Origin of the sequence: Nostoc sp. MG11 (assembly GCF_014904695.1) — a bacterium.
GTDB lineage: Bacteria > Cyanobacteriota > Cyanobacteriia > Cyanobacteriales > Nostocaceae > Komarekiella.
In genome coordinates this window covers 20,777-36,287 of record NZ_JACXXN010000019.1, presented here as the reverse complement: position 1 = coordinate 36,287, position 15,511 = coordinate 20,777, and the positions used below count along the sequence as shown (strand labels likewise).

Annotated in this window: 10 protein-coding genes and 1 pseudogene; 4 read left to right on the top strand and 7 right to left on the bottom strand. The window is 42.4% G+C overall.

What is annotated here, in order from left to right; translation table 11 throughout:
- Positions 1-64 precede the first annotated feature (64 nt).
- Positions 65-1,279 (top strand): N-acetylglucosamine-6-phosphate deacetylase, encoded by a 1,215-nt coding sequence (nagA, locus tag HCR01_RS22955; protein WP_193198420.1) that lies wholly within the window; start codon positions 65-67, stop codon positions 1,277-1,279.
- Positions 1,280-1,324: 45 nt separating this feature from the next.
- On the opposite strand, the pseudogene HCR01_RS22950 reads toward nagA, so the two are convergent.
- The 6 genes and pseudogenes from HCR01_RS22950 to topA form a co-directional block, all read right to left on the bottom strand.
- A pseudogene (locus HCR01_RS22950) lies at positions 1,325-1,543 on the bottom strand (toxin-antitoxin system HicB family antitoxin).
- Between the two features lie 36 nt (positions 1,544-1,579).
- Positions 1,580-4,255 carry an HD family phosphohydrolase gene (locus HCR01_RS22945; RefSeq protein WP_193198419.1) on the bottom strand — a complete coding sequence of 892 codons (2,676 nt, stop codon included), beginning with the start codon at positions 4,253-4,255 and terminating at the stop codon, positions 1,580-1,582.
- Positions 4,256-4,512: 257 nt separating this feature from the next.
- Positions 4,513-5,469: an ADP-ribosylglycohydrolase family protein gene (locus tag HCR01_RS22940; protein ID WP_193198418.1), complete on the bottom strand. Its 957-nt coding sequence runs from the start codon at positions 5,467-5,469 to the stop codon at positions 4,513-4,515.
- Between the two features lie 277 nt (positions 5,470-5,746).
- Positions 5,747-6,214 (bottom strand): type II 3-dehydroquinate dehydratase, encoded by a 468-nt coding sequence (aroQ, locus tag HCR01_RS22935; RefSeq protein ID WP_193198417.1) that lies wholly within the window; start codon positions 6,212-6,214, stop codon positions 5,747-5,749.
- Between the two features lie 11 nt (positions 6,215-6,225).
- Positions 6,226-6,363, bottom strand: coding sequence for a hypothetical protein (locus tag HCR01_RS22930; protein ID WP_193198416.1), 138 nt, complete (start codon positions 6,361-6,363; stop codon positions 6,226-6,228).
- 493 nt (positions 6,364-6,856) lie between these two features.
- Positions 6,857-9,520 (bottom strand): type I DNA topoisomerase, encoded by a 2,664-nt coding sequence (gene topA / locus HCR01_RS22925; RefSeq protein WP_193198415.1) that lies wholly within the window; start codon positions 9,518-9,520, stop codon positions 6,857-6,859.
- A 465-nt stretch (positions 9,521-9,985) separates the two neighbouring features.
- Between topA and HCR01_RS22920 the strand changes: the two genes are divergently transcribed.
- The 3 genes from HCR01_RS22920 (at position 9,986) to HCR01_RS22910 (ending at position 13,602) form a co-directional block, all read left to right on the top strand.
- Positions 9,986-10,237, top strand: coding sequence for a hypothetical protein (locus tag HCR01_RS22920; protein WP_193198414.1), 252 nt, complete (start codon positions 9,986-9,988; stop codon positions 10,235-10,237).
- Between the two features lie 1,091 nt (positions 10,238-11,328).
- A complete protein-coding gene (locus tag HCR01_RS22915) occupies positions 11,329-11,619 on the top strand; it encodes an RNA recognition motif domain-containing protein (protein ID WP_193198413.1) in 291 nt (96 codons plus the stop codon).
- A 420-nt stretch (positions 11,620-12,039) separates the two neighbouring features.
- On the top strand, positions 12,040-13,602 hold the full coding sequence (locus tag HCR01_RS22910) for an NAD(P)H-quinone oxidoreductase subunit N (RefSeq protein WP_193198412.1): 1,563 nt from the start codon (positions 12,040-12,042) through the stop codon (positions 13,600-13,602).
- A 473-nt stretch (positions 13,603-14,075) separates the two neighbouring features.
- On the opposite strand, the gene HCR01_RS22905 is transcribed toward HCR01_RS22910, so the two are convergent.
- Complete coding sequence (locus HCR01_RS22905; protein WP_193198411.1) at positions 14,076-15,425, bottom strand: ATP-binding protein; 1,350 nt, start codon at positions 15,423-15,425, stop codon at positions 14,076-14,078.
- Between the last annotated feature and the right edge of the window lie 86 nt (positions 15,426-15,511).

Here is a 15,511-nt window from a genome sequence, read left to right as displayed (position 1 = left end):
TGGATTAATCGCCGATTGTTGCATCTAAAATCGGGTCAGATTTACTTATTCTCTAGCTAATGTGATGACCAAAGCAACACTAAATCCCAACGCGAAAAACATAGACATTATCAATGCTAGAGTACCCGGTTACAAAGATTTGCAGATGCTCTTAATTGGTCAAGAGGGCATAATTGAGCAAATTTTACCAATGGGTACAGTTCTCAAACGTCCTCCAGCAGACGATCTGCAAGTGGTGGACGTTGCTGGTGACTGGATTTCTTTAGGCGGCGTCGATTTGCAGATTAATGGCGCATTAGGATTGGCATTTCCCGATTTACATCCAGAAAATGCTTATATGCTCCAGAAAATCTCTCAATTTTTGTGGGATGTTGGAGTAGATGGATTTTTACCGACGTTAGTGACAACTTCAGTAGAAAATATTCAGCGATCGCTTGCTGTCATTGCTGATATTCTCCCCAATCAACAAGCAGGGGCCAAAATTCTGGGAGTACATCTAGAAGGCCCATTTTTGAATTTCCAAAAGCGCGGCGCACACCCAGCAGAATACCTGTTACCCCTAACAATTGCGGAAGTCAAGCGGGTTTTAGGCAATTATGCTCATGTTGTAAAAGTCATTACTCTCGCACCGGAGTTAGATCCAACTGGTGAAGTCATTCCCTATTTGCGTTCTTTAGGAATCACCGTTAGTTTAGGACATTCTCAAGCAACAGCCGCCGAAGCGCAACGTGCGTTTGAATTGGGTGCGACGATGGTAACTCACGCTTTCAACGCTATGCCATCATTACATCATCGCGAACCGGGATTACTGGGAGCAGCAATTATCCATCCTAATGTAATGTGTGGTTTGATTGCTGATGGTGAGCACGTTTCGCCTACGATGCTACAAATCTTACTTCGTGCTAGCTATTCTCCTTTTTCTCAAGGACTTTTTCTTGTCAGTGATGCTCTCGCACCTCTGGGATTACCTGATGGGGTGTATCCTTGGGATAGTCGGCAAATTGAAGTAAAAAATGGTAAGGCACGATTGCCAGATGGTACTTTATCAGGAACTACTTTGCCTTTATTAGTGGGAGTGCAGAATTTGGTGAAGTGGGGAATTTGTGATGTGGAAAATGCCATCGCGCTAGCTACCAACGCACCTAGAGAAGCGATAGCAAAGCCAACGGCAAGGGCGATCGCTTTACCAGGAATTACCGCAAATCAACCCGCCAATTTATTGCGCTGGCATTGGGATGAGGCTACAAAAGAACTTACTTGGCAGCGATTATCTGGCTAGATTGCACTTAACTTAACTGTAATTGCGATATAAGCTCTCTTATTTCTATTCTGTTAGAGTATCAAGTTTAGCCAGTATTCTTAAGCCTTCTTCTAGGTTGCCAGTTGCAGCCATTGCTTTAAATTTAGTACTGGCATTAAATTTTGATCAAGCTATGGTGGAAAGTTCTTCAATCAGCTTGTTAACACTTATGCCTTTAGCTTGAGCAAGTTCTTTTAATCTGTTGTGTTTCTCGTCTGTTAAACGAATAGTTAAAGTAACCATTTTGTTTAACGCCGAACTGACTCAATCAAAGATGAATTACGAATTCCGCGCAGTATTACTAGCCTGTAACTTGGGATAAGCAATACGTTTGTGATGGAATTGCTGCCAAACTTCCACGAATATTTGGGCGATTTGTGACATTTCTTTGCGTGTTATCCCAGAATCTATCATTTGATCATCTTGCCATCTGGCACGGAGGATGTTGTTAAGCATCGTTAAAGCTTGTTCTGGGGAAGCGTCCTTGAGCGATCGCAGCGCCGCCTCACAGGAATCTGCCAACATTACAATTCCTGTTTCCCGTGATTGGGGAATTGGACCATCGTAACGAAAGTCTGCTTCGTCTACTGTTAGACTGGGGTCTTCCTGCGCCATTTGCTGGGCTTGATGATAGAAATAAGCAATCAGCATCGTCCCTTGATGCTCCGGTATAAAAGCTTGAATCGCTGTGGGCAAAAGGTGTTTACGCGCCATTACTAACCCTTCACTGACGTGCTTTTTAATAATTTCTGCACTCTTCCAAGGGTCTTTAATCTCTGTATCATGTTTATTTGGGCCCCCCATTTGATTTTCAATAAAAGCAAGAGGGTCGTGCATTTTGCCGATATCGTGATATAGTGTTCCGGCCCTTACCAGCTCGACATTGCATCCCAGTTTTTTAGCAGCGGCTTCGGCAAGGGTAGATACAAACAAGGTATGCTGAAAAGTCCCAGGAGTTTCAGTAGCAAGTCGTTTTAGTAAGGGGCGGTTGGGGTTTGCCAGTTCTGCTAAACGGATTGGAGTGACTAAGTCAAAAAGTTTTTCTAGATAAGGACTCAAGCCCAAAGCTACAACACTCCAAGCTAAGCCAGATAAAGCAAATAACGCGGCTTCTCGGAGTACGATATACCATGTTGAACCAAATGCTTCACCGATTAAAAGCTTAACAATTAGGTAAATGCCGCCTTGAGTTAAAGCAATGGCAATACCCAATAATGCCAGTTCTTCACGCGATCGCAGTCGTTGCGCCAAGGAACTCCCCAATATTCCACCCGCAGCACCAGCTAAAAGCGAAATCTTGCTGATATCTAAACTAATTCCTAGTAACAGCAACAGCAATCCCACAACTGTTACTCCTAAAGTGGGGCCATAGAAGCTACCTAACAATAAACCAATGGCACTCCAAGAGGTGTACGGTATACCCATCGTTACTAGTCCTGGCGTACTCAGGGTAAGCAGCAATACCAACAGGCGATCGCGTTGTCGCAATTGGTTCTTAATATGGCGTTCTACAAAGACAAAAATGCCAACTGCAACCGTAATAATACCTCCTAACTTCGTCAACTCCGACCAGTTAACTTCCCGACGAATCAGGCGATAATGCTCCAGCACTTCAAAGTCCCACGCATTAATCTGCTCTCCCTTGCTGACAATTACCTGACCATACTGCACCTCCACCATCACGGGTGTCACCCCATCGACTGCCTTTTGAGCTTGTTGTGTAGTTTGTTCTTGATCGTTCTTTAGATTCGGCTGGAGTACGGCCAATAACAGTCTGCTTGCTAAGGATTCGGCCGCTTTAGGTACAAACACTTGCACTTGCAGGTTCACTGCATCTTGTAAAATATTTTTTGGCAGTCCCGATGGGATACCTTGGGTGAGAATCCGCTCGGCACTCTGATGGATTCCTGTTTGTGTTTTTAGCCACTCCTCATCTGATAAGTCTAAAAGAACAGTTTCCTCGTATATTGCTTCTAGGTTAAGTGTCTCCAACTGTAAAAGTTTAGCAGTGGCTTGGGTATATGCTTGACGTGCTTGGGATATGTGGGCAATCAGTGAGGACAAGTTTTTTTCAGAAGTTGTGATCCGGTAAGCTGCTAGTTCGGCTACTGCTTGAGTAAAGTTGATGTTTTTAGAAAAATCAATGGGTTTTGCATCCTCTGGAGGTAGTCCTGTAGGTGCGTTCCACCAAGCACCAGTCTGCTTAACAGCAGAAGTTTTCCCAGGTGTAGAGGTTTGTTGTGCTGTGGCTTGCTTTTGATTATTTTTAGTATTTTCTAAAGCTACTTGCAGTGCTTGCCATTCTGGTTCAGGACAAGAGCGGAGGTAACGCTGAATGGAGATAGGCAAAATTGAAGTGTCAAAAAAAGGAAATGAGCCAGCAAGGGCACGAATTTCGTCGCCATTATCCAAAAGTTGTTGTAGATATTGGTCGATCTGTTCATTCATTTGCACATCGACCATCAACACTGAGATGGAATTTTTACTGACGGCTTTGCGCTGAGCTTCTGTTTTTTTCTTATCTTCGATACTAGCTGTGTAGGGTGCTCTAATCGTCTGTGGTGCAGGAGTTCCTACTTTGAGTTGGGGCTGGTTGTAGAATTTATGCCCAATTATGCCTGTTAAAGTTACTATTGCGATCGCCAAAATCACACAGGAACGCTGTTCATGTACCCAACTTAAAAAGATTGTATGCGTGCTTTTATTAGTTTTGACCGATTTTGCCATTGAACTTAAGGCTATCCCTCGTTTTCGGTGTCCGCCTTTATCACTATTCTTTGAGAGATATAGGCGGACATTCCTGAAGATAGTCTTGTGAAATTCCTCTTTATAGCTTTGACCGTCAGGACTTGTGTTTTTTCCAAACAACTTTACCTTGCGACGTAGTGCTTTGTACTGTCGCCGCCAGTAAGTCAATTGCTGGGTCAAGAACTGCAAAAATTGCTGCGTTTTCATTACCTCTACCTGCAGTTGCTGACTTTGATAGCTCAAAATAAGACAATCCGAAGAAAAGTCTGATCTGCGGCTTCCGCTATCGCAACTTCAGTGGTAGGAGCTGGTTGAAGCCGATTTGCCACAATAGCTACCTGCACACTAAGATTGAGGGTTTGCTAAGTAATTGTGGTATATAAAAATACTAAAAAAGGTGGTTACTGATTTCATTGGTGGTGTTTAGCATTTCACAACCGCACTGTTGTTTAGTGAGAGTAGCATTAACGCGACCGGATGATGCGAGGAGCTGCGTAGACGCAGAGCGGAGTAACTTCCAAAAATGTGGCACATCCGCCCTCTCTTAACTCGCTGGGATTTAAAGCGAAATTATACATTCCTGACCACACAGCCAAAAGCGCATCAGCTAATTTTAGCATTTGAGAAAAGTTGGCCAGTCCCCATGCTGTTAAATTTGCTTGTGAGAGCAAGACTCGCCAATTTACAGGAATACCTGCTGTACTGTTATATGCTCCAGATAAAGCTCCAGTAATTGCACCTGTAGCCTGTAGTTTTAAACGTGTAGTATCTTGCATCGTGGAACCGCTATTGTGGGTAGCTCGCAAAACTGCAAGGCGAAAGTCTTCTAATGTACTAAGAAAACAGTAAAATGCTATAGCAATAGTGTTACTCAGCTTTTCTTCCCTACTCAACTCGGCTTGCGCTCTTTCTAATCCAGCTCCTTGCTCTAACAAAGTATGAACTTTTAATAATTGTTGTGGTACTGATGTCGGCGTTTCTCCAAGAAAAGCAATTGTTTGTGGAATAAAAGTTTGTGGGTCAAGTTTTTCATTGAGAGATTGAGCGATCGCATATCCTACTGCTAATGTTGCATCTCTGATCACTGGGTCATCCTCCCAGATTTGTAGCACACGTAGCAAATTTTGTCGTAGTTTAATTGTATTGTCGTGAAAAAAAAGTGCCACTGGTAATGTGGCAAGAACTACTTTTATTGAGATGATATCAGTTGCGTCTAAATGAGGAGATTCTGGTTGTTGACGCGCTATCCAGTCATTTACATCTAATCTGCCGAGCGTTATTAAACTTTCAGTACCCACAACTGCCATTTTGCCGAAATGCAAGCAATTCTCAGACTTTGTTTCGCGATCAGAGATTAAGCTTTCTCCTAGGAATGCTCCCAATAAAGTGCCTCTAAATCGACTCATAACAGAGTAGCGCATAAAATTCCTGAAGGATGGCAGGTTAAAACGTTTAATACTTTATCCTACCCTACCCTTACTTTGTGTAATTTGTACTTCGCTCTGGGGCTACGTCTCACTGCGCTTTAAACATATCTATGTTGGTTGGCGCAGCCTATCGTAGAGAAGAGAAGGCTTTACATAATTCATAATTGTCATATCGCAAGCGTTTGACCGATTGTGAATAGGTGATTTATTTTCGCCACACTATACTAGTGGCTTAATCTCCAGGAGCCTCTAATCTCAAATAACGCCTTCTTTACACCTTATCCTTTCTTAAAATATGCACTAAAGCTTGTAAACCTAATAAATAACTGTGAACACCAAAACCACTTATTTGCCCGATGGCTACTGGAGCAATATACGAATGATGACGAAAATCTTCTCGGCGGTAAATGTTACTTAGATGTACTTCTACTGTAGGCAGGTTAACAGCTGCGATCGCATCACGCAAAGCTACACTTGTATGGGTGTATGCTCCTGCATTAATTAAAATTCCCTGATATTGTCCTAATGCTTCATGAATAGTATCTACCAAAACCCCTTCATGATTTGATTGTACTGAAAAAACTTTCACCTGTGACTTTAGTGCTTCTTCTTCTAACAGGCGACTAATTTCATGCAGAGTCAAAGAGCCATAAATACCTGGTTCTCTTTGTCCTAACAAATTGAGGTTTGGCCCATGCAGTACTAAAATGCTTAAGGGTTGTAATGTCGAATTTAGCACGCTTAATGCTCTTATCGACGGCGCGATCGTTCATTTACAGGAATCGGAATCAGTTCCGGTTCCGGCTCAGCCTCCGGCCCTAGCAGGCTCTCAATTAGCTTGCGTGCTAATTCCTTAAGCTTTTCCAGCACCTTTTCTATATAGTCCATTGAACTGACCGCTCCTGAGATACTACCTCAATTTTTGATTAACAGGTACGCAACAACTAGTGTATTTTCGCACCTCTGGCTTCCAACCGGGCTGACACACTCTCCCGCGTTTGGGACATTAGCCACTTCTAAAATTTGGTGTTGTCTTCTACCTTAATTCTTAGAGTATCACATTACCAAGCTGCCGGACTACACCTATCAAGGACAGGTATTTTGAATCAGTAATAAATCGTCATAGTCGTAAGCCATTTAGTCAATGGTAAAAAAACTCGCTTACCATAAATTTCTGTCTTCTAACTCTTGACTCCTGAACCTACTTGCTCTGCTCCAGACGCTTGCAGACACGGTGAATCGGCGCTGTTGCCATAGGCGGTATCTCATGCCACTTTGTACAACGGGGTAAAGCCCCGCAACGCAGTGGTTCCCCTTCTTACAAGACGCTCCTTCGGGTTGGGAGAAGACCGTATTAGCTCCTCCTGACTCCTGACTTTAATTAACCTTCTGCATTATTTTTTTTCGCAACAGTTTTTTTCGTAGTGGTTGACGCCTTAGTAGTTGATTTAGATCGAGAACTTGTTGATTTACTCGTTTTACGAGTCGATTTTGCTGTTGATGCTTTATTTGTCAGCAATTTCAGCGCCTCAGACAGTGATATGCCTTCCACTGATTGACCTTCTGGAATACTCACATTGGTTTTGCCATACTTAATGTAAGGGCCATAGGGGCCATCGTAGATGTTGATTGGTTCGCCATCTTCTGGATGTGTACCCAATTCGCGTAAGGCTGCCTTAGACTTGCTGTTGGTGGAATTGCGTCCTTTTTTCGGTTCGGACAATAATTCTAATGCACGTTCTAGAGAAATTGTCAATACATTGTCAGTAGCTTTGAGGGAGCGGTAATCTTTTCCCTCCTTACCTTGGTCATGAACGACATAAGGCCCAAAACGTCCCAAACTTGTTTGGATCTTGCCGCCAGTAGCAGGATGAACTCCCAATGTTCGCGGTAGTGCTAAAAGACCAATAGCCATGTCCAGAGTCACAGTTTCCGGGGTGACGCCTTTGGGTAGGGAAGCTTGTTTAGGTTTGGGGTTTTCATCAGACTTGTCACCCAACTGGACATAAGGGCCGTAAGCACCAATTTTCACATAAATTGGTTCACCGGTTTCTGGATGGCGACCGAGTTGGTCGGGCCCGGTAGTTTTTTGCCGCAGCAGTACTTCTACCTGTTTAGGGTCGAGATCAGCTGGTGTTAAATCTTTGGGAATGGAGGCGGTGATCACAGTGTCACCATTTCCAACTTCGATGTACGGCCCATATTTACCAATGCGGACTTTGGCATCTAAATTTTCTAGTTCTACAGTCCTAGCTTTAGTGGCATCAATCTGGTTTTCTTGTTCTCTAACCAGGGTTTCCAGACCTTTGTCTCCTAGATAGAATTCCCGCAGGTAAGGTAGCCAGGCAACTTCACCTTCGGCAATATCGTCTAAAGTTTGCTCCATCTTAGAGGTAAAGCTGGGATCCACAATATCCGGGAAATGTTTTTCTAGCAAGTCGGTGACAGCAAAGGCAGTGAAGGTAGGAATGAGCGCGTTACTTACCAACTGGGTATAACCCTTGTCAATGATAGTACCAATGATACTGGCATACGTACTAGGACGACCGATGCCTTCGCTTTCTAAAGTTTTCACCAAGGTAGCTTCAGTGTACCTAGCTGGCGGTTGAGTTTCGTGCCCAACTGCTTCTAATTCTGTACAATTCGGATGATCTCCTACCTTGAGTTTAGGTAAGATGATCTCTTGGTCTTCCAGTGCTGCTTCGGGATCGTCTGAACCTTCGACGTAGGCGCGTAAGTATCCTGGAAAGTCAATGCGCTTGCCAGAAGAACGGAATCCGGCGTCTTCAACTTGTAACTGCACAGAAATTTGAGTTTGGCGGGAATCAGCCATTTGGCAAGCGACGGTACGCTTCCAAATTAAATCGTAAACAGCCAGTTCCCGGCTACCCAAACCAGTTTCTTGGGGGGTACGGAAGGTACTACCTGCGGGGCGAATTGCTTCGTGTGCTTCTTGTGCGCCTTTAGATTTGGTGGTGTATTGCCGAGGTTGGGGACTGAGGTACTGTTGTCCGTAAAGCTTTTCTACACAGCTACGGGCAGCAGCGATCGCCTGATCCGACAAATGCACCGAATCTGTCCGCATATAGGTAATATAACCTTGCTCGTATAAGTTCTGAGCAATCCGCATCGTGTCCCGTGCTGATAAACGTAGTTTTCGGTTAGATTCTTGTTGCAGTGTCGAGGTAGTAAACGGGGGGGCAGGTTTTCGCGTTACTGGACGTTCTTCGATGTCAGTGACGTTCCAAGTTTTTCCAGTCAGGCGTTCCTTAAGAGCTACTGCTTGGTTTTCGTTGAGCAATATAACATTGCGACCTGCGGCAATTTGTCCAGTTGCAGCATCGAAATCACTGCCATTAGCTATTTTGGTTCCTCCCAGTGTTATCAACTGAGAGCTAAAAGGAGCTTTTTCTTGCACCAAACTAGCTTTTAAATCCCAATATGTACCTTCATGGAAAGCGCGGCGTTGGCGTTCTTTTATGACTAAAAGTCGTACAGCTACGGATTGCACCCGCCCAGCAGATAACCCCCAGGCAATTTTTTTCCATAACAGAGGAGACAAAGTATAACCCACAAGCCGATCTAAAATCCGCCGTGTTTCTTGGGCACGAACCAACTGTTCATCGACATTACGACAGTTTTTCAGAGCTTTTTTGATAGCATCTTGAGTAATTTCGTGAAACACCATCCGCTTTGTTGGAACTTTCGGCTTAAGCAATTGGTATAAATGCCAACTAATGCTTTCACCTTCCCGGTCTTCGTCTGTTGCCAGGATTAGTTCATCTACATCTTTGAGGGCTTCTTTGAGCTGGGTGACAACTTTCTTTTTGTCTTTCGGGACAACATATACCGGTTCAAAGTCGGCGTCCACATTCACCCCAAGCTGTGCCCATGCTTCCCCTTTCACATTGGCGGGAATTTCACTAGCCGATTGGGGTAGGTCACGCACATGACCCATAGACGCTTCCACCCGATAGTCTTTTGGCAGGTAGTTGCGAATGGTACGAGCTTTGGTTGGAGATTCGACGATGACGAGAGTTGACATGGAAATTTCAAAAAAAAGAATAGCTGCTAAGCTAAACAGTCAAATTGAGGTAATTTCGGCGAATTGTCAAGATAAAACGTCACGCTTAGGGCCGTGATTTAATCCTCACACAAACTGCCTGTCAGAGTTAAAATTCCCTAAACTTCGGGCGTAGTCCTTCCCAGAGGATAGGGTAGGGGAACGCTGAGTGTGATCTAGCTACTTCAATCTTTAACTTATCTAGCGCAGAATTGGCGACTACAGTTTTCAAAATACCCCTGAAGTGTAATACGAGAATACCCTTTTGTAACTGAAGGGAGGGGGTAAGAGGAGGAGGAGATTAGGAGATGGAGGGACAAGAGTAGTTTTTCACTTACCTCCTCCGCTCCTTTATTGCCTCACTTTTACATATGTTGTGACAAAATTAAATCAAACTTGAGAGCAAAAGCGAAGTAGGGTTTGTACTCATCTCAAGGAAACAAAACTATGCAAGCAATTCGTCAAGGTGATGTCATTTTACTGCCTGTGCAGCAAGTGGAAGGACAAAAGATACTGCACTTAACTTTGATACAAGTGGAATTTACAGTGTATAAGCATTGTATTACTGAGGTAAAAGCAGAATTATACGAAAAACATAGCACAATCTATTTGCGTGTGTTTTCAGAAACGGCATTGCTTTCTCACCAGGAGCATAATGCTATTTCTATTCCCCAAGGTCATTGGATTGTGAAAATTTAGCAGGAATACGAACTTGAAAGTTAGCGGTATGTCGCTGATTTAAAAGCTAACACCTGAGCAAGAGGCTTTGATTCCAGTTTATCGAGATAAGTCGCGCAAGATTGCGTTTTCGACTGAACGGATTAATCGTGAAAAAGCCTCTGAAGCCGTAAAAGTTGCTTATAATGCATTTGGCTTTAAGGAGCCTAAGATTATTTTTTATGATAGTTCGTATGCTGCTTTCAGCATAATACTTCTGGATAGAATTAGCCAATTGAAGCAGAAATTTGAATTTTCTAATTATTCGTAGATTAAATAAGTTATCTGTGAGGCAAATAAAAAAACAACATTTTTTTTTGACTCCGCCAGAACTGATAGGAAAGCAAATAGAAAAATTACAGTAACCTAGTATATGTGATTTTTATTTTGGAGTTATAAATTTTGATTATGTATGATGTAAAAAAAATCAGTCTTATTAATCATTAATTACAGAATGTGGCTGGATTTTTGGTTTTGAGAAATTAACAATTACATAATATATATGCGATCGCCCGCTTCACCTTCGATTCGACAATCAAAATCGCCCCTATGCAGAAGGCGAACCCGCAATCCAGTTGACAGACGTGTCCCAGTACAGGATTTATTCATATTTTGCGTGTTCCCCCTAATACTAAGTCAGCACGTGAGGCGATTCTCTGGGTAAATTGGAGAATAGATCCAGAGAACTTTGATGTACAAGCCTGATTTTTTAATTAGACCTCTTGCAAAAGTCCGAAAATTATGAGTGTCATTCTGGCCAGAACGTAGTGGAGGGTTCGCGTAGCGTTCCGCAGGAAAGAATCTCCGAGATGTTTCGCTCCGCTCAACGTGACAATTTAAGCATTTATGCAAGAGGTCTATTGACAATAAGCTAAAAAAATAGTCAGGATAGATAAAACCGATGCATTTTACCATACCTCAGAACAAATGAACGGATTTGAACTTGGCCAGATATAAAGTTATGGTAGGATAATCTTGGAGAAGTTAACGGCGATACGGATCTTGTTTTTAGTAATAATTACAAGCGGTTATCCGGGTAAACATCTCTGCATCAATGGATTCTGGAGAGTTTCATGTCTATTTACGTAGGGAACCTATCCTACACCGTCACGCAAGACGACCTCACTAAAGTATTTTCTGATTACGGCACTGTGAAGCGAGTTCAATTACCTACTGATCGGGAAACTGGTCGTGCACGGGGCTTTGGTTTCGTAGAAATGGAATCAGCAGCCGCAGAAGATGCTGCCATTGAGGCTTTGGACGGCGCCGAATGGATGGGGCGTGTGATGAAAGTTAATAAAGCCAGACCACGGGAGGAGAAAAGTACTCGCTCTGGTGGTGGTGGATACTCGCGACGCTATTAAGTCTTGAGATCATTCAGCAAGGCAAATACACAAGCTGGGTTTGCCTAGCGCAAAATCTTAAAGTCCGCAGTTTAATAAATAATTAATCTGTATAGTTTGTATATGAGCAGTTCAGTTATCTACTGAACTGCTTATTTGTGTGAAAATTAATGTTTGATAAAGAATCTGATTAACTACAGAAAGCTGTTATTAACTTTAAATGTAAATTGCTAATTTCAACTTCAACATAATTTAATCTGATAGTAAAGATAGTAGAGATAATATCAAGGTCTGATAATATGCTCTACCATGCCATCAGCCACTTTTATCTGAGCACACCTTTACACACAAATAGAAAAGTAAATGTAACTTTGGTGAAGAACAATAGATAGAATAAACAAAGTTAGCCTTAATGTCTAATCGCCAAAACCTATATATCTCATGGATTTTGCTAATCTTGCATCCCAGTTAAATGCTGGAACGATTTTGCCAGAGGGGATTGTAATTATCACCCTCTTGGGGGTTTTGATTGTTGATTTGATTTTGGGGCGTACATCCTCACGCTGGATTGGATATCTAGCGATCGCAGGTTTACTTACTTCGATTGTCGCCCTGTATTTTCAATGGGATGCTGCCAATCCCATTTCTTTTAGCGGTGGCTTTAATGGTGACGACCTCAGTATCGTCTTTCGCGGTGTTATTGCTTTGTCTGCCGTTGTGACTATATTGATGTCAATTCGCTACGTAGAGCAGAGTGGCACCGCCTTAGCAGAATTCATTGCTATTTTGATGTCCGCTACCCTAGGAGGCATGTTTCTATCCGGGGCTAGTGAGTTGGTGATGATTTTCATCTCTCTAGAAACCCTGAGTATTTCCTCTTACTTACTCACAGGTTATACCAAGCGTGACCCCCGCTCTAATGAAGCGGCACTGAAATACCTGTTAATTGGAGCTTCTAGTACAGCAGTGTTTTTGTATGGCGTATCACTGTTGTACGGCTTATCGGGTGGAGAAACTGAACTGAGTGCGATCGCTAACGGCATTGCCACAGCTAACCTTGGTCAATCCCTAGGTTTAGTTATTGCCCTTGTTTTTGTAATTGCAGGTATTGGCTTCAAAATCTCTGCTGCACCTTTCCACCAGTGGACACCAGACGTTTACGAAGGCGCTCCCACCCCGGTGATTGCCTTTTTATCTGTTGGCTCCAAAGCAGCTGGGTTTGCCCTAGCCATCCGCTTGCTGACAACAGCCTTCCCCCTTGTTGCAGACGAGTGGAGGTTTGTCTTCACTGCTCTGGCCGTTCTCAGTATGATCTTGGGTAACGTAGTCGCCCTCGCTCAAACCAGCATGAAACGGATGCTAGCTTATTCATCCATTGCCCAAGCTGGGTTTGTGATGATCGGCTTGATTGCTGGCACACAAGCAGGGTATGCCAGTATGATATTTTATCTACTGGTTTACCTGTTCATGAACTTGTGCGGCTTTACCTGCATAATCTTATTCTCTCTGCGAACAGGAACCGACCAGATTGCCGAATACTCAGGTTTGTATCAAAAAGATCCACTCTTAACATTGGCATTGAGTATCTCCCTGCTTTCCTTGGGCGGTATTCCACCACTAGCTGGGTTTTTCGGTAAGATTTACTTGTTCTGGGCTGGTTGGCAAGCAGGTCTGTACGGGTTAGTTTTACTAGGCTTGGTTACTAGTGTTGTCTCCATCTACTACTACATTCGCGTAGTTAAGATGATGGTGGTCAAAGAACCTCAAGAAATGTCTGACGTAGTGAAGAATTATCCAGAAGTGCGTTGGAATTTGCCTGGGTTAAGACCTTTGCAAGTTGGGTTAGTGATAACGTTAATTGCTACTTCCATAGCAGGGATTTTGTCAAATCCGCTGTTTACATTGGCTAACAATTCCATCTCCCATACCCCAATCTTACAAGCATCAATTGTTGACAGAACTCAGGTAAGTACAATTTCTATTAGGCAACCAGAAGAGTTGTAGATTGTACTTTTGTTGATGGCTAATAGTTAATCGTTAACTATTAGTCATCTTTAATAAGTAGATAGACGTAATTAAATACTAAGATCAAGCTTTTGTTCGTAGTGAGCGATTTATCGCTCTATATTAAGGTACTCAAGGGCTAGAGCCGCTTACTCTACGGGTAACGCTCCTAACGTCGCTACCGCTTCGCTAACGTTAGTCGCTCATGGGGAGACACTGCGTTGCGCGGGTTTCCCGTGTTGAAGCAAGTGTCGTCGGCTCTGCCGACTTGAAGGAAGTGGCGTGGAAACTCCCTTCTCTAAGAGCTTTGATTTAATTAAGCCCTTCTACTTATTTAATCAAATAATAATTATCTACTCTTAAATAACCGACTTTTAACTCTATTCCGAAAGATTTTAAATTAAAATTTAAACTTTAAATAGATTATTATAACTATTTTTGATATTTAAAGTATTAGTTCATTTTAAGTCAATTTATCTAACAGGAATCTTAATTACAAATTCTGTACTTTTTCCAGAAGTAGAGGAGTAGCTAATTTCTCCACCGTGTTTTTCAACTATAATCTGATAGCTAACAGATAATCCTAGTCCAGTACCTTTACCTACAGGTTTAGTAGTGAAAAAAGGGTCAAATAATTTTGATTTTATTTCTTCATTTATTCCTACTCCATTATCAGCAACAGTAATAGTTACCCATTTGTCATCAAGTATATTAGTGTGAATTTGAATTTGGGGATTATACGTTGTTAATTTTTGCTCGTGGGTTATTATCGCTGATTCCTCAAGTGCATCGATCGCATTGGCAATAATATTCATGAATACCTGATTGAGTTGACAAGGATAACAAGTTATATTGGGCAGCTGACCGTATTTTTTGATAATTGTAATTGGATACTCCTGGATAGCTTGTAAGCGGTGTTCCAAAATCATTAAAGTACTGTCAATTCCTTCGTGAATATTGACCGATTTAAGTGATGCTTCATCAAGTCTAGAGAAGTTTCGCAGCGATTTAACAACTTTCTGAATACGCTCTGTTCCTACTCGCATTGACTGAAAGAGTTTAATTATATCTTTGATTAGAAAATCCAAATCTATTAGTTGTATTTGCTCTTGTATTTCCATAGGACTATTTGGATATATCTGTTGATACATCTGTATCAAATTCATTAAATCTTCAGTGTATTTTTGTGCATGGTGAAGATTAGCATAAATAAAGTTTACGGGGTTATTAATTTCATGGGCGACACCAGCAACCATTTGACCCAAACCAGACATTTTCTCGGCTTGAATTAGTTGAGATTGGGTGAGTTGCAGTTCATTTAGTGTTTTTTGTAAAGCAGTTGTCCGCTTATCAACACGAATTTCTAAGTCTTGATTCGCTTTCCAGAGTGCTTCCTCTGCCTGTTTGCGTTTCTGGACTTCTTTTGCTAGTTCGTCTATTTTTTTATTAAGCAGAACAAAATTATTGTTGGCTATAACTCTATTTTCTAAGCGTAGGAGAATTAGAGCTGAAGACTTAGTAGACCAGGGTTGAATAACTGCTCCTTGACTACGGCATATTAACTTTTGTCCGTCATTCTTACATAAAGTCAAGCAGCCCAAAACCATTGCTCTACTACTTGAACAAGCTTGCAAGTACTTTAAAATCTCGTCAGAAGACTCAGTTACAAGCTCAACAAGCATTCTGCCCCGTAATTCCTGACGGCGTAACCCCACCATATCCGCTAATGGTTGATTGGTTGCCAGCAGATGACCCTCACTGTTTACCAGAAGTAAAGGTTCTGGTAAAACTCTGGCAAGTTCAAGAAATTGTTCGGGAGTCATGTGGCTTTTAATTTCAGAGTTTGACTATACTTTACACAGCTAGCTGCACTAAGCTCATAACCTTTAGTCGGCTTAGTGCTGAAGAG